Source organism: Pseudomonas reactans, from assembly GCF_013385825.1.
GTDB lineage: Bacteria > Pseudomonadota > Gammaproteobacteria > Pseudomonadales > Pseudomonadaceae > Aquipseudomonas > Aquipseudomonas reactans.
Genome location: NZ_JACAPG010000012.1, coordinates 20,000 through 35,599 on the forward strand (window position 1 = coordinate 20,000; position 15,600 = coordinate 35,599).

13 protein-coding genes are annotated in these 15,600 nt (G+C 59.8%); 5 read left to right on the plus strand and 8 right to left on the minus strand.

Annotated features, from left to right (window positions below; all coding sequences use genetic code 11):
* Positions 1 to 3,066, plus strand: a complete 3,066-nt coding sequence (locus tag HX868_RS14070; RefSeq protein ID WP_177003293.1) for an efflux RND transporter permease subunit — start codon at positions 1 to 3, stop codon at positions 3,064 to 3,066.
* 114 nt (positions 3,067 to 3,180) lie between these two features.
* Here HX868_RS14070 and HX868_RS14075 read toward each other — a convergent pair whose 3' ends face one another.
* Positions 3,181 to 3,636 carry an Lrp/AsnC family transcriptional regulator gene (locus tag HX868_RS14075; RefSeq protein ID WP_177003294.1) on the minus strand — a complete coding sequence of 152 codons (456 nt, stop codon included), beginning with the start codon at positions 3,634 to 3,636 and terminating at the stop codon, positions 3,181 to 3,183.
* A gap of 166 nt (positions 3,637 to 3,802) precedes the next feature.
* On the opposite strand from HX868_RS14075, the gene HX868_RS30750 reads away from it, so the two are divergent.
* Genes HX868_RS30750 through HX868_RS14090 form a run of 3 tightly spaced genes read left to right on the plus strand, consistent with a single transcriptional unit; the run spans position 3,803 to position 5,497 of the window.
* Positions 3,803 to 4,399: a HalD/BesD family halogenase gene (locus tag HX868_RS30750; RefSeq protein ID WP_246355537.1), complete on the plus strand. Its 597-nt coding sequence runs from the start codon at positions 3,803 to 3,805 to the stop codon at positions 4,397 to 4,399.
* Positions 4,333 to 4,854, plus strand: a complete 522-nt coding sequence (locus HX868_RS14085; RefSeq protein ID WP_246355531.1) for a LysE family translocator — start codon at positions 4,333 to 4,335, stop codon at positions 4,852 to 4,854. The genes HX868_RS30750 and HX868_RS14085 overlap by 67 nt, the downstream gene beginning before the upstream one ends.
* A 49-nt stretch (positions 4,855 to 4,903) precedes the next feature.
* Positions 4,904 to 5,497, plus strand: coding sequence for a LysE family translocator (locus tag HX868_RS14090; RefSeq protein WP_177003296.1), 594 nt, complete (start codon positions 4,904 to 4,906; stop codon positions 5,495 to 5,497).
* A 483-nt stretch (positions 5,498 to 5,980) separates the two neighbouring features.
* Here the strand turns inward: HX868_RS14090 and HX868_RS14095 are convergent, their stop codons facing one another.
* The 3 genes from HX868_RS14095 to plsB are packed head-to-tail and all read right to left on the minus strand — an operon-like array spanning position 5,981 to position 9,668.
* On the minus strand, positions 5,981 to 6,670 hold the full coding sequence (locus tag HX868_RS14095) for a DUF4197 domain-containing protein (protein WP_177003297.1): 690 nt from the start codon (positions 6,668 to 6,670) through the stop codon (positions 5,981 to 5,983).
* 40 nt (positions 6,671 to 6,710) lie between these two features.
* Positions 6,711 to 7,112 (minus strand): YbaY family lipoprotein, encoded by a 402-nt coding sequence (locus HX868_RS14100; protein ID WP_177003298.1) that lies wholly within the window; start codon positions 7,110 to 7,112, stop codon positions 6,711 to 6,713.
* A gap of 51 nt (positions 7,113 to 7,163) precedes the next feature.
* Complete coding sequence (plsB, locus tag HX868_RS14105) at positions 7,164 to 9,668, minus strand: glycerol-3-phosphate 1-O-acyltransferase PlsB (protein ID WP_177003299.1); 2,505 nt, start codon at positions 9,666 to 9,668, stop codon at positions 7,164 to 7,166.
* 182 nt (positions 9,669 to 9,850) lie between these two features.
* Between plsB and HX868_RS14110 the strand changes: the two genes are divergently transcribed.
* The gene (locus HX868_RS14110) at positions 9,851 to 10,060 is read left to right on the plus strand and encodes a cold-shock protein (RefSeq protein ID WP_003219353.1); all 210 of its coding nucleotides are present in this window, start codon (positions 9,851 to 9,853) and stop codon (positions 10,058 to 10,060) included.
* Positions 10,061 to 10,170: 110 nt separating this feature from the next.
* Here HX868_RS14110 and HX868_RS14115 read toward each other — a convergent pair whose 3' ends face one another.
* The 4 genes from HX868_RS14115 to HX868_RS14130 form a co-directional block, all read right to left on the minus strand.
* Entirely contained in the window at positions 10,171 to 10,548 is a 378-nt protein-coding gene (locus HX868_RS14115; RefSeq protein ID WP_095014947.1) for a hypothetical protein, read from the minus strand.
* 54 nt (positions 10,549 to 10,602) lie between these two features.
* Positions 10,603 to 11,412 carry a putative RNA methyltransferase gene (locus tag HX868_RS14120; RefSeq protein WP_177003300.1) on the minus strand — a complete coding sequence of 270 codons (810 nt, stop codon included), beginning with the start codon at positions 11,410 to 11,412 and terminating at the stop codon, positions 10,603 to 10,605.
* On the minus strand, positions 11,412 to 12,563 hold the full coding sequence (dapE, locus tag HX868_RS14125; protein ID WP_016975832.1) for a succinyl-diaminopimelate desuccinylase: 1,152 nt from the start codon (positions 12,561 to 12,563) through the stop codon (positions 11,412 to 11,414). The genes HX868_RS14120 and dapE overlap by 1 nt, the downstream gene beginning before the upstream one ends.
* Before the next feature lie 228 nt (positions 12,564 to 12,791).
* Positions 12,792 to 15,383, minus strand: a complete 2,592-nt coding sequence (locus tag HX868_RS14130; protein WP_033902802.1) for a glycosyltransferase — start codon at positions 15,381 to 15,383, stop codon at positions 12,792 to 12,794.
* Positions 15,384 to 15,600 lie beyond the last annotated feature (217 nt).

Here is a 15,600-nt window from a genome sequence, read left to right on the forward strand (position 1 = left end):
ATGGGTTTCAATCTTTCCGAATGGGCGTTGCGTAATCGCCAGATCGTCTTGTTCCTGATGATTCTGCTGGCAGTGGTCGGCACCTTGTCCTACTCCAAACTGGGACAAAGTGAAGACCCGCCGTTCACCTTCAAGGCCATGGTGATCAAGACCAACTGGCCTGGCGCCACGGCCCAGGAAGTCTCCCGGCAAGTCACTGAGCGCATCGAGAAAAAACTCATGGAAACCGGTGAGTACGAGCGCATCGTCTCGTTCTCGCGCCCCGGTGAATCCCAGGTCACCTTCATGGCCCGCGACTCCATGCATTCGGCGCAGATTCCTGAGCTGTGGTATCAGGTGCGCAAGAAGATCAGCGATATCCGCCAGACCTTGCCACCGGATATACAGGGTCCGTTTTTCAACGATGAATTCGGCACCACCTTCGGCAATATCTACGCCCTGACCGGCGACGGCTTTGACTACGCGGTGCTCAAGGACTACGCCGACCGTATCCAGATTCAGCTGCAGCGCGTGGCGGATGTGGGCAAGGTCGAGCTGCTGGGCCTGCAGGACGAGAAGATCTGGATCGAACTGTCCAACCTCAAGCTGGCGACCCTCGGTTTGCCGCTGGCAGCGGTACAGAAGGCGTTGCAGGAGCAGAACGCAGTCTCCACTGCCGGGTTCTTTGAAACCCCGAGCGAACGCGTGCAACTGCGCGTATCGGGTAACTTCAAGAGCGTGGAAGAGATCCGCAACTTCCCGATTCGCGTGGGCGACCGTACCTTCCGCATCGGCGACGTGGCCGACATCCACCGTGGCTTCAACGACCCGCCGGCACCGCGCATGCGTTACATGGGCGCAGACGCGATCGGCCTGGCCGTGGCCATGCGTGACGGCGGCGATATCCTGGTACTGGGCAAAGCCCTGGAAGGAGAATTCGCACGCCTGCAGAAGAACCTTCCAGCCGGCATGGAGCTGCGCAAGGTGTCGGACCAACCGGCGGCGGTGAAAACCAGCGTCGGCGAATTCGTGCAGGTACTGGCCGAAGCGCTGGCTATCGTGTTGCTGGTGAGTTTCTTCTCCCTCGGCGTGCGTACCGGCATGGTGGTGGCCCTGGCGATTCCGCTGGTGTTGGCGATGACCTTTGCCACCATGTATTACCTGGGCATCGGCCTGCACAAGATTTCCCTCGGCGCCTTGGTGCTGGCGCTGGGTTTGCTGGTGGACGACGCGATCATCGCCGTGGAAATGATGGCGATCAAAATGGAGCAGGGTTACGACCGGCTCAAGGCCGCCAGCTTTGCCTGGACCAGCACCGCATTCCCGATGCTCACCGGTACGCTGATCACCGCAGCGGGCTTCCTGCCGATTGCCACGGCGCAATCGAGCACCGGCGAGTACACCCGTTCGATCTTCCAGGTGGTGACCATTGCATTGCTCGCCTCGTGGGTAGCTGCGGTGGTGTTTGTACCCTACCTGGGGGAAAAACTCCTGCCGGACCTGGCGAAGATTCATGCGGCCAAGCACGGCACCGATGGCCCGGATCCCTACGGCACACCCTTCTATCAACGCGTAAGACGCCTGGTGGAGTGGTGCGTGCGTCGGCGTAAAACCGTGATCGTCCTGACCCTGCTGCTGTTTATCGGCTCGGTGGCGCTGTTCCGTTTTGTGCCGCAACAGTTCTTCCCGGCTTCCGGCCGCCTGGAACTGATGGTGGATCTGAAATTGGCCGAAGGGGCGTCCTTGAGCAACACCGCCGACCAGGTCAAACGCCTGGAAGCCTTGCTCAAGGAGCACGCGGGCATCGACAACTACGTGGCCTATGTCGGCACCGGTTCGCCGCGTTTCTACTTGCCCCTTGACCAACAACTGCCGGCCGCCAGCTTCGCCCAGTTTGTCGTGCTGGCCAAAACCATCGAGGAGCGTGAAAGCCTGCGCACCTGGCTGATCGAAACCCTCAACGAACAATTCCCTGACCTGCGCTCACGGGTTACACGCCTGGAGAATGGTCCGCCTGTGGGCTATCCGGTGCAGTTTCGCGTGACCGGCGAACATATCGAAGAAGTCCGCGCGCTGGCTCGGAAAGTCGCTGCAAAGGTTCGCGAAAATACCCACGTGGTCAACGTGCACCTGGACTGGGAAGAACCGAGCAAGATCGTCTACCTCAATATCGATCAGGACCGCGCCCGTGCCCTCGGCGTGAGCACGGCCAACCTGTCGAAATTCCTGCAGAGCTCGTTGACCGGGTCCAGCGTCAGCCAATACCGCGAGGACAACGAGTTGATCGAAATCCTCCTGCGCGGCACCGTGCATGAACGCACCGAGCTGTCGTTGCTGCCAAGCCTGGCGGTGCCAACCGACAATGGCAAAAGCGTGGCGCTGTCGCAGATCGCCACCCTCGAATACGGTTTTGAGGAAGGCATCATCTGGCACCGCAACCGTCTACCCACGGTGACCATCCGCGCAGACATCTATGGCAAGGAACAACCGGCGACCCTGGTCCAGCAAATCCTGCCGACCCTGGAAAGCGTACGCGCTGAGCTGCCGGATGGTTACTTGCTGGACGTCGGCGGCACGGTCGAAGATTCCGCCCGTGGGCAGAACTCGGTAAAAGCCGGCGTGCCGTTGTTCATCGTGGTGGTGCTGACGCTGCTGATGCTGCAACTGCGCAGCTTCTCACGCACGGCGATGGTGTTTCTGACGGCGCCGCTGGGCTTGATTGGTGTGACGCTGTTCCTGCTGGTATTCCGCCAGCCCTTCGGGTTTGTGGCCATGCTCGGCACCATCGCCTTGTCGGGGATGATCATGCGCAACTCGGTGATTCTGGTGGACCAGATCGAACAGGACATCAAGGCCGGCCTGGCGCCGTGGCAGGCGATTATCGAAGCCACCGTCCGACGCTTCCGCCCGATTGTGCTGACAGCCCTCGCGGCGGTTCTGGCGATGATCCCGCTGTCGCGCAGTGTGTTCTTCGGGCCGATGGCGGTGGCGATCATGGGTGGATTGATTGTGGCGACGGCGTTGACATTATTATTCTTGCCGGCGCTTTACGCGGCTTGGTTCCGCGTCAAGAAGGATGTCCAATAATATAAGTTGGGGAGGGCGTGTGTAAAAGTTCATGCGCCCGATAACGACACGCAGTGGGAAATGCCTGACACCGGATGACTGCTGTTGCAGTCTACGTGCCTCCCACCGATTTAATTAAAGTGCGGGAAGTTTTTTTTCTACGGTTTTTATAATTGAAGTGTTAGTGTCGGCCAGTGGTGTAATGCGCTGCAGTGTGTGGTCCAGATGGGTGACGGAGTTCGTATATAAGTGGCACAAAAAACTGTCCTCTCCGGTGATTTTGTAGCACACAACACATTCAGTCATTTGCGCAAGTAACTGCTCCACCACCTGAAAGTTTCCCGTCAAGGGTTTAACCCTTACCAGTGCTTGCAGTGCAAAGCCAAGTGCCTGTGCGTCTAACTCTACGCTGAACCCGCTGATGACTCCCGCGACCTCCAAGCGCTTGAGGCGTTCGCTGCAGCCTGGCGCGGACAGCCCTACCTGGCGGCTCAGTGCGCGAATCGATGCGCGGGCATTGTGATGGAGGGCAGTAATCAGCGCGCGATCAATCGGGTCTAGTTTTGCATCGATCTTTGTAAGCTTTTTCATTAGATGGACCTTACGAACATTGATGAAATAGCATGAAAATCTTACATACCACGATTCCGTAAAAAAACAATGGCTTTTTTGAAAGCCCCTGCCTATTGTTTTTGCCAGCAGTCGTAGGCAGTACTGCGTTGCTCTTTCAACTTGATCTATTTGTCGAGGGATTGAAATGAACTACGTACTTGATGAGGCTCGCCTGCAAGACCATCACGCTACTAACTTTCCTGAATCAAGCGTATTTGCACTGCGCCATGAGTTTTCCCGTAACGGGTTTATAAAAGTGTGCAATGTTGTCGACGACGACCTGCGCGAAAAGATAACAAGTGAGGTCAACAGTCTGATCGATCGTCAGCTTGAACGTCGCGACTTGCACTTGGCAACCACTGATAATACGCCACGCTACATGAGTGTAGTGCGCAGCGAGTTCATTGCTGAAAACAGCGCGCTGATCAACACGCTGTCCAAGTCCAGTGTACTGCTCGATACCTTGTCCCAGATCGCAGGGGCTCAAATTGTCGCGTCTGTTTCCAAGGATGAGGAATACCTGATCACCAAGCAGGAGCACAAAGGTGATACCCACGGGATGATGATAAGGAGCATCGTATGCCTGATACCCTGCTGCCCATTTACCAAGCCGTGCTGGCTTTCGCTATCGCCGCTATCGCTTTGCTCGCCAGCCCAGGCCCTGCCACGCTGGCATTGGCGGCAAGCGGGGCGGCCTATGGCATGCGGCGTTCGACGCGTTTTTTTGTCGGAATCACGCTAGGACTGGTGATCGCCATGACATTGGTCGCCACAGGCCTGTATGTGGTGCTGCACCGTTTCCCGATGCTGGCGACGGCGCTGACGGTCATCTCCATCGCCTATATCTTTTGGCTGGCCTACCGCATTGGTACTGCGCCGCCGATCGAGCAGGTGCAGTCCGCAGTCACGCCGGGCTGGGGCGCCGGCTTTGTGCTAGGTGTTGCGAATATCAAGGCGTATGCGGCGTTCGCTGCATTGTTGGGCAGTTTCACCTTGGGCACGGCGCCTGCGTGGGAGCAGGGTACAAAGGCGTTGATCTGCCTGTTGGTGTGTGTGGTGTTCGATTTTTTGTGGCTGTTTGCCGGCAGCCGGATGCGCAGGTTGTTCATCCATCCGACCTGGAGCCGGCGACTTAACGTAAGCTTCGCGATTTTGATGGTAGCGACGGTTGCCTGGTCGTTGACGCTGGCGCGGTAGCGCTATCGGTGCAAAGGCGTTCGATCATTTTCGCCCGAGGATAATCTTAATGTTTGGGACCGTTTCTGCACTGGTGTTGTTACTGGTAGTGCCTGGGCCGACCAACACCTTGTTAATGCGTGCAGGGGTGCTTTTTGGCTTCTGGGCTTCATGGCGTATGGCTTTTATCGAATGCCTGGCTTATTTGCTTCAGGTGTCGGTCTGGGGCGTGGGGTCGTTCTATCTGTCGGCTTGGTCACCGTGGACGGTGAAGATCGCGCAGTTGGCGGCAGTCTGCTATCTGCTGCGACTTGCCTACACCTTGTGGCAGCACAAGAACAGCACGGACGGCCCGACCCGCGACCGTTTCTCCGGGCCCTATTTCTTCTGGCTGACGGTCTTGAACCCCAAGGGCCTGCTGATTGTGTCGTTTATCGCGCCGGTCGGCACTTTTGCCACGTTGCCCGACTATGTCGGCTTCATGATCACGCTGGCGCTGGTGGTGATACCGGTAGGGTCTGCCTGGATCGTGCTGGGCAGTCGTTTCGAAGGGATTCAAAAGGCCTGGCTGACACCGTTGAAGATCAATCGGGCGACGTCCGTGGCTATTGGCTGCTTCGCTACGATCATGATGGGACGGCTGGCTGACTCGGTCCTTCACTGAGGCTACACATGCCGATGCAAACGACGCTCCAGGATCAGGGAACGTTGCATCCATGGCATTCCACTCAGACTTGCCTGATGGACAGGCGCAGATTCTGGCTTTGCTTGTTGGCGGCCAGGTTCTTTCAATGAGTTTATGGAGTGTCACATGTCGTTTTTTAGTGCGATTGCAGCGTTCAAAGGTGCGTTTCTCGGTGCTTTGGTGGGCAGTCAACTGCCTCGCAAAGGCTATGAGCCGGCTACACCTCAGACGCCAGGGTATGAAAAACCCTGCCATCATCACACCCAATCGAATCAGTTCGGTTACAACCACCCTCGACCAGCCAGGCCCGGGGACTACCATCTCCACCCACAGATGGGCGTTGAGCAGCCGTTGCCGAGCCGACCTTTGTATCCGCTGTTTTCGTTGAATCGCTAAGGGACTAGCGTAAGACCGTTGCGCCCAAGTCCGTTGCGAGCGGCTTGGGCGCACCGAGTGAGTGCGTTACAGCGCGCCGAAGACTTTCTTCGCCAGGCTGGTCGCGGCGGCCGCCGGGTTCTCACGAATGGTTTCTTCCTGCTTCGCAATCATCTTGAACAACCCGTCCAGCGCCTGCTCGGTCACGTAGTTCTCAACGTTGGCGCTCTTGGCATCCACCGCGCCAAAGGCCGCGGCCTTGCCGGCCAGGGCATTGTATTGCTGGGCGACGCCGACCTTGTCGGTCGCGGCCTTGACGATCGGCAGGAATTTGGTGCGGATTTGTTCGCGGCTGCTTTTGTTCAGGTACTGGGTGGCCGAGTCCTGGCCGCCACTGAGAATGCCCTTGGCGTCTGTCACGCTCATGTTCTTCACGGCATTGACCAGGATTGGCTGGGCCTGAGTCACGGCGGTTTCGGCGGCTTTGTTCATGCTGGTTTCCAGCTGGGTCACCTGGTCACCCATGCCGAACATTTTCAGTTTGTCGGCAACTTTTCCCAGCTTGCCAGGCAGGCCGATTTTCACGTCCGGGTTGTTGCTGAAACCACCGGGTACACCCAGTTGCTTCACGGCGATCTGCGCGCCTTGGGTCAGGGCGTCCTTGAGGCCGCCACTGGCGTCGCCCTGGGACAGGCTGCTCAAGTCCAGGGCCATGGCGTTGGCGCCGAGCAGCAGGCCGGCACACAGGGCAGTAAAGCGAAGGGAGTTACGGAGCATGGGCGCTTCCTTTTTGATCTGGCTTAGGTTCTAGAGACTATCAGTGGGCGACAGCATCAACCCGCAGGCGCAGCGGTTGCGCGTCCTGGCCATTGAGCTGCACAGCGTGCCGTTCGGTGGTGATAAACAGTAGCTTGCCATCCAATTCGATGCGAGCGCTCACCGAATAACTGTGGCCGGGTTTGACTTGCGCCGGGTCGTAGCTCAGGTGGAACGGCAGTGGCACCTGGCCTTTGACCGGGCCTTTCTGCTCGGCCAGGGTGACGGCTGGGGCGTCCATCAACGACACATCTTGCAGGGTGACGCTCAAGGTCGCGGTCGGTGGCAGAGCGATACGTTGCAAGTAGAACACTTCGCCATCGAGGCTGGCCTTGGGCGTAGGGCTCATGGATTGGCAGGCTCCGAGCAGGGCGGTGAGGCCCAGGAGGATGATCTTTTTCATGGTACAGCTCCTTTTCAACGGCGCCGGCATCCAACGGGCGCCTTCTTAAATCTAGCGGGTTTCTTCTGGTTCTACCGTTGCTTCTGCAGCCCCATCCACCCGATGCAACGCTACTTGCCGGATCGACAGGCGGATATCTGCTGGCAGCACACGCTTGGCCGCGCCTTCGGCCAGCTCACCGAGCAGGTCGTGGTAGCTCAACTTGCCGGCCTCATCGCGGCGCAGCACATCTTGCTCCAGCAATGTCTGGATGAAATGTCGGAAAAGGCTCTTATCGAAGAACTCTGGGGCGTTGAGGCCATGCAGGATCGACAGGCGCTGGGCCATGATCGTGCACAGGTCTTCCAGTTCTTCTGCGCTGATGCTGTTCTGGCCGCTGTTGAGCAGCAGCGAAATCGCCATATAGAAGCGTTGCAGGGTCTGGGCGATGCTCTTGGACAGCAGCGTCAGCAGTACAAAGTGTCGCGAGCTTGGCGCCGGGCGCAGGTACACGTTGTTTTCGAAGCGCAGCAGGCCTTGCTCGACGAAGGCTTCCAGCCATTGGTCGATCACCGTGTCCAGCTCTTCCAGCGACCAGCGAATGAACAGCTCCGATTGCAGGTACGGATACAACGCATGGGTATAGCGCAGGATCTGGTCGCGGCTCATCCGCGAACTGCTCTGAAAGAAGCTCGCCAGCAGCGCCGGCAGGGCAAAGATGTGCAAAACGTTGTTGCGGTAATAGGTCATCAGGACGGCGTTCTGCTCGTCCAGGTACAGAATCTTGCCCAGGGCATCACTCTGTTCCGACAGCAGGTCCATGTCCTTCACATGCTTGATCAGCGCCAGGCCATCGCCTTCGGGCAAGGTGGTGTGAGGCGAGTAGGGCACGCGGCGCAGCAACGCCAGGTACAGGTCCAACTGGCGCGCCATGGCTTGTTCGTCCAGGGCCAGGCGGGTGGTGGACAGCAGTGCCAGTGCCACCAGGTTCACCGGGTTCACGGCGGCGGCTTCGTTCAAGTGGCGGGCCACCTGTTCGCCGAGGCGGTTGGTGGTTTCGTTGAGCCACGCCGGTTTGTAGTTTGGGCCCAGGTCCTGGGCGCGCCAGTCCGGTTGTTCGCTGTCGAGGAATTCGGCCAGCTTGATCGGCTCGCCGAAGTTGACCGCGACTTGGCCAAAGCGCTGCTTGAGCGCGCCGACCACTTTGAAAATATCGAAAATCGACTCTTTCTTCTTGCTCGCGCCGCGCAGCTCGCCGAGGTAGGTGCGGCCTTCGAGTACGCGCTCATAGCCGATATACACCGGCACAAACACGATCGGCATGCGCGAGGAGCGCAAGAAGCTGCGCAGGGTGATCGCCAACATGCCGGTCTTCGGCTGCAACATGCGCCCGGTGCGTGAGCGACCGCCCTCGACGAAGTACTCCACCGGGAAACCCTTGGTAAACAGGGTGTGCAGGTATTCGTTGAACACTGAGGTGTACAGCGGGTTGCCCTTGAAGGTGCGGCGCATGAAAAACGCACCGCCACGGCGCAGCAGGCTGCCGATCACCGGCATGTTCAAGTTGATACCGGCGGCGATGTGCGGCGGGGTCAGGCCGTTTTTGAACAGCAGGTAGGACAGCAGCAGGTAGTCGATATGGCTGCGGTGGCACGGCACATAGATTACCTCGTAACCCTGGGCAACCTTTTGCACACCTTCGATGTTATTGACCTTGATGCCGTCGTAGATCTTGTTCCAGAACCAGCTGAGCACCACTTCGAGGAAGCGGATCGCGGTGTAGGTGTAGTCCGAGGCGATTTCGTTGCCGTAGCGCAGGGCCTGGGCCTTGGCTTTTTCCGGGCTGATCTTCTCCCGCTCGGCTTCATCGGCAATGGCCTGGCGCACCAGCGGCATGTTGACCAGGCCCTTCACCAGGTTGCGCCGGTGGGACAAATCGGGACCGATCACCGCCGTCTTCAGGTTACGAAAGTGCACGCGCAGGATGCGTTGGGCCATGCGCACGGTACGTTCGTGACCTTTATTGTGCTCGATCAATTCACGCAGGTTGATAGGCGCAGAGAATTGCACGCGGGTCTTGCGACCGAGGATCAGGATGCTCAACAGGCGGCGTAGACGCCCGGTGACTGCCCAGCTGTCGGCGAACAACAGCTTCCACGGACTGGACTCGCTCTCGGGGGACTGGCCCCAGAACACACTGACCGGAATGATTTGTGCATTCTCTTCGGCGTGTTCGGTGAGGGTGTTGACCAGACGGGTCAGTGTGGGCGGCGCGCCGCGCTTGTCCTGGCGACCGAGCCAGTCCGGTTCCGGCGTGAGGTAGAAGAACGCCGCCGGTTCCATCAAGGGGCCTACCGATACCGGCAGCACCGGACGCGGCAGGCCAGCTTTGGTGCACTCGGCGTCGACCACGGCCAATTCGGTGAGGGAAGGCGATTGCAGGACGTAGAACACCGGCCGGCTGCGGTCCAGGTTAAGGGTCAGGGACGACTGGTTGATCGTCTCCGAGCGAACCCAGAGGTACAACAGTCGGCGCAAGGTGCCGAACACTAGACGGCGGAACGGGGAACGGGTCATAGGCGTGCTGCTTCAAGTGGAAAAAACCGAGCAGGCGCTCGGGCGGGTAGTGTGCCGTATTCGCCGAAAATCGGCAAAAAAGCAGCGATGTAAACTTGAGTTGATCGTTTTTGAGCCTGTCTTATACTCGGCAGTTCAATGCGAGCGACTCAACAATAAAAATGCATGTGGGAGTAAGACAGATGGCAACGCGCGAAACCGGCAATGTGAAGTGGTTCAACGATGCAAAGGGTTATGGCTTCATCCAGCGCGAAGACGGCAAGGATGTGTTTGTGCACTACCGCGCCATTCGCGGTGAAGGCCACCGCTCACTGGCCGAGGGCCAGCAGGTGGAATACGCCGTGGTGACCGGCGAGAAGGGGTTGCAGGCGGAGGATGTGGTCGGCCTGTAAGGCCGTATGTAGGAGCGAGCTTGCTCGCGAAGATCGCCAACGATAACGCGTTCGTCCTGGATGAGCGCGGTGTCCTGAAGTTTTTCGCGAGCAAGCTCGCTCCTACATGTTCATGCTGTTTTCCAGGTGATCTGCTCTTCACCGTCTTCGCTGATGCGAATCCAGGTGTCAGCGCTTTCTTCACCTTCTTCCTCAACCCAAGTCCCCGGCGCGCAACGCACTTCCACGTTCAGCGCAGCAAACGCGGCGCGGGCGCAGGCGATGTCGTCGTCCCATGGGGTCTGGTCGCTTTCCAGGTACAGGCTGTTCCATTTGCCGACGGCTTTGGGCAGCCAGGTGACGGGCACATTGCCGGCCTTGCACTTGTAGGTCTGGCCTTTCTGGACCCAGTCGGAGCAAGGGCCGAGGGCGGCGCCCAGCCAGGCGGCGATGGCCTTGTGGTCGACGTCGGCGTCCTTCAGGTAAATCTCGATATCGGGTTGGCGCATGGATGTTCCTCGTTGCGGGATTCGAAAATCCATTCGCGGATGCTGGAAAGTCAGTTATTGAAGCACGAAATAGTCGTAGCGCATCGACACAGTGACCACCAGCGGCTCGGCCGCCTCGATCACCTGTGCGCGACGCTCGGCACTGGCACGCCAGCCGTGGGGCGTCATCGCCAGCAGGTTGGCACGGTCCTTGGGCTCGGACAGGTTCAGGGTGAATTCCAGCGTCTCGCTGTGCGCCAGGCTCATGCCGTCCGGCACCAGGGCCAGGTGCTTGTCGTCGGTGTACTCGCGTACTTCGTCGTACAGGCGCTCGCGCAGTTCCATCAGGTGGCCGCTGGTCGGGCCGACTTTCATCAGGCCGCCGCCTGGGCTGAGCAGGCGCTTGGCCTCTTCCCAGTCCAATGGGCTGAATACACTGGCGAGAAACTGGCAGCTGCCTGACGCCAGCGGCACACGGGCCATGCTGGCGATCAGCCAGGTCAGCGAAGGGGTGCGCTTGCACGCCCGCTTGACCGCTTCCTTGGAGATGTCCAGTGCGTAGCCGTCGGCATGGGGCAGGGCGTCGGCGATTTGCGCCGTGTAGTAACCCTCGCCGCAACCGATGTCCACCCAGCGCTGCGGGGCGCGCTCGGCGGCCAGTTCCGCCAGGCGCTTGGCCACCGGGGCGTAATGCCCAGCGTTGAGAAAGTCACGACGGGCCTCGACCATGGCGAGGTTATCACCGGGATCCCGGCTGTTCTTGTGCTGCACCGGCAACAGGTTCAGGTAACCCTGGCGTGCACGGTCGAAACGGTGTCCGGCCGGGCACGCCACGCCATTGTCCACCGCGTTCAGCGGTGCGCTGCAAAGGGGGCACGCGAGCATCAGGCGAGCAACTTGATCAGGGTCTGGTAGTAGATCTCGGTCAGCACGTCGAGGTCGCTGGCGAGGATGCGCTCGTTGACCTGATGGATTGTCGCGTTGACCGGGCCCAACTCAACCACCTGGGTGCCGAGGGTGGCGATGAAACGCCCATCCGAGGTACCGCCGCTGGTGGACGCCTTGGTCTCACGCCCGGTGATCGCCTTGATGCTGGCCGAGACTGCATCCAGCAGCGCGCCCGGCTCGGTGAGGAACGGCAGGCCCGACAACGCCCACTCCACGTGCCAGTCCAGGCCATGTTTATCGAGGATCGCCGCAACGCGCTGCTGCAGGCCTTCAACGGTGGACTCGGTGGAGAAGCGGAAGTTGAACACCGCCGTCAGGTCACCCGGAATCACGTTGGTCGCGCCAGTACCTGAATTGAGGTTGGAGATCTGGAAACTGGTCGGTGGGAAGAAGGTGTTGCCGTCGTCCCAGTGCTCGGCGGCCAATTCGGCCAGGGCCGGTGCGGCCAGATGGATCGGATTCTTCGCCAAGTGCGGGTAGGCCACGTGGCCTTGTACGCCGCGCACGGTCAGGGTCGCGCCGAGGGAACCGCGACGGCCGTTCTTGACCACATCGCCAACCAGCGTAGTGCTCGACGGTTCGCCGACGATGCACCAGTCCAGGCGCTCCTTGCGCGCGGCCAGGCGTTCGATCACGGCTTTGGTGCCATGGTGCGCCGGGCCTTCTTCATCACTGGTAATCAGGAAGGCCACCGAGCCCTTGTGGTCCGGGTAGTCGGCGACAAAACGCTCCGACGCCACCAGCATCGCCGCCAGGCTGCCCTTCATGTCCGCCGCGCCACGCCCGCAGAGCATGCCGTTTTCATCGATCAACGCGTCGAACGGGTCGTTCTGCCAGGCCTGCACCGGGCCGGTCGGCACCACATCGGTATGACCGGCGAAGCACAGCACCGGGCCTTCGTGCTTGCCATGGGTGGCCCAAAAGTTGTCCACGTCTTCGATGCGCATTGGCTCAAGCGCAAAACCGGCGTCGCCCAGGCGCTGCATCATCAGCTTCTGGCAATCGGCGTCAATCGGCGTGACCGATGGGCGACGGATCAGGTCGATGGCAAGTTGAAGGGTCGGCGAAAGGTCGGCATGGGCCGTCATGGGGGGAACTCCGGGAAGCATATTATGGGGCGGCAACGTTCTACTGTAGGAGCCGGCTTGCCGGCGATGTTCGTAAGGGCAGCGCGCCTCTTTCAGACAGAGCGCGTCATCGTTGACGTCCATCGCTGGCAAGCCAGCTCCTACAGTTAAAGCAAGGCGTGCAAAACGGCCGTTATCTTATAGCAAAACGGCGGCCAGAGGCCGCCGTTTAGTGCATTGAGCAAGTTTTTACGCCGCTGGCGCGGGTTCCGGCGCCGCCGCAGGTTTCGGCAGCGAAGACAGGAACGCCATGATCAGTGCCGCCACATACGGCAGCGACTGCACCAGCAACATCACCACCCAGAAGCGGATGTCATTGCTTGGCAGGCCCTGCACCAGGTAAATCCCCAGTGCCGCGCCCCACAACAGCAGCATGATGAACATTTCTTCGCGAGCTTCGGAAATCGCCACCCAGAAACCGTGGTTATCCGCGTTTTTCGGGGTGCGGAAGAACGGAATGCTGGTGGTGAAGAAGCCATACAGCACCGCCTTGGCAATGGTGTGTGACAACGCCAGGCCGGCCAGGGCCGCGCAAAACGCATCCTTCAAGTTCACGCCTACCGCGCGACGGTAGAGGAAGATGATCTTGCCCACCTTGAACACAAACAACGCCAACGGCGGGATCGCGAAAATCAGCAGCGGCGGGTCAACCCGTGTCGGCACGATGATCATCGCCGCCGACCACAACAACGCGCCGACGGTGAAGAAGATGTTCATGCCGTCCGCCACCCACGGCAGCCAGCCCGCGAGGAAGTGGTAGCGCTGGCCACGGGTCAACTCGGTGTCCTTGCCGCGCAACAGGCTTGCGGTGTGACGCTTGATGATCTGGATCGCGCCGTAAGCCCAGCGGAAACGCTGTTTCTTGAAGTCGATAAAGGTATCCGGCATCAGGCCCTTGCCATAGCTGTCGTGGTAATACGCCGCCGACAGGCCTTTCTCGAATACGCGTAGGCCGAGTTCGGCATCTTCGCAGATGCACCAGTCGGCCCAGCCCAGTTCTTCAAGCACCGAGCGACGGGTCATGGTCATGGTGCCGTGCTGGATGATCGCGTCACGGTCGTTGCGGGTGACCATGCCGATATGGAAGAAGCCCTTGTATTCCGCGTAGCAGAGCTTCTTGAAGGTGCTTTCGTTCTGGTCGCGATAATCCTGCGGCGACTGCACCACGGCGATTTTCGGGTCGGCGAAGTGCGGCACCATGTGCTTGAGCCAGTTCGGCGATACGCAGTAGTCCGAGTCGATCACCGCGATCACTTCGGCGTCCTTGGCGGTGTGCGGGATCAGGTAGTTCAGCGCGCCACCCTTGAACCCGGCCAGGGGCGCGACGTGGAAGAACTTGAAGCGCGGGCCCAGGGTTTCGCAGTAGTCGCGCACCGGTTCCCATACCGCTGGGTCCTTGGTGTTGTTGTCGATGATCAGGACTTCGTAGTCCGGGTAATCCAGTGCCGCCAGGGCGTCGAGGGTCTGTTTGACCATCTCCGGCGGTTCGTTGTAGCACGGCACATGGATCGACACTTTCGGACGGTAGTCCGAGTCCCCTTCAACCGGCAGGAATTCACGCCGACGCTTGTGGGTCCACACCGCTTCCGCCAGTTCGTGGGCTTCGGTCAGCAACACGATAAACACGCCCAGGGCGCCGAGGGCGAGAAGGATGCCCACGGTGACACTGAACCAGGTGCTGTATTGCTGGCTGTAGTCGTAGCCGATCCACACCAGCACCGAACCGCAGAGGAACGCGATAAAGGTCAGGAAGGTACGGCCGCGTTGGCGCAGCGCCGAGCCGTCGATCATCAACAGGGTCAGGGACAGCAGCGCGAGCACCACCGAACCGATGGCCAGCACGCGCCATTGCGGGATCGCGACCACTGGCCCTTCAAAGTTGAATTTCTGCTGGCGTGCGGCGTTGTACACGCCCCAGTAAGCGCCCGCCGAGCCTTCGTCGCTGACTTTCCACGGCTGATCGAAGGCCTCGATCACGAAGTAGTTGAAGCCCTGGCGATTCAGCTTGTTTACCAGCGTCCGCAGGTAGATCGCCTGGTCGGCCGGGGAGGTTTCATTGCCCCCGCGCATGCGGCCGTTGCTCGGCCAGCCCACTTCCGACAGCAGCAGCGGTTTTTTCGGGAACAGTTTCTTCAGGTCGCGGGCGCGGTCGAGTACGTACTGGCCGGCCTTGTCCATCGGGATGTATTCCCAGAACGGCAGGATGTGCGCGGCGATCAGGTCGACGTGCTTGGCCAGTTGCGGGTTCTTTTCCCAGATATGCCATTGCTCGGACGTGGTCACCGGTACTTTCACGGCGGCGCGCACCCGGTCCAGCAGCACGATCAACGCTTCAGGGGTGATTTCTTCACGGAACAGCGCTTCGTTGCCGACCACCACCCGCACGACACTGCGCGAGCTGTTGGCGATTTCGATGGCGCGCTGGATTTCTCGCTCGTTGCGCTCAAGGTCCGGGCTGATCCAGATCCCCAGGGTCACGCGCAGGCCGAACTCTTCCGCCAGCTTGGGGATATCCCCCAGGGTGCCGTCGACCGAGTAGGTACGGATGTTGTCCGTCAGCTTGCTCATGATCTCGAGGTCGCGACGCATCTGGTCGTCGGTCGGGTACTGGTCTTTCTGCGGGTACTGGCCTTGCTGGAACGGCGAGTAGGAAAAACCGGAGATCTGTTCAGGCCAATTGGGGGTGGTGACGGGGCGGTTGATCAGCGCCCAGAAACCGGTGAACAGCGCGGCGATTGCCAGCACGATCACCAGGTTGAGTCCAAATTTACGCGATGCCATGGCTATTTCGGGTTCCAAAGGGTGTGGAACGAAAAGAGGTGTCGGCCTGCGCCGAACGGCGCGCATCCTACACCGGCCCTTCCCTGACCGTACAGCAAGCAGAGAAAAACCGGACATTAGTCAGCGAAAGGCCATCTAAGTTCTTTACTTGTAGCTTGTCGCTTCGAACTTGTCGCTCTGTAGTCCATAATGCGCGCCGGTTTTTGGGGTAATGGTC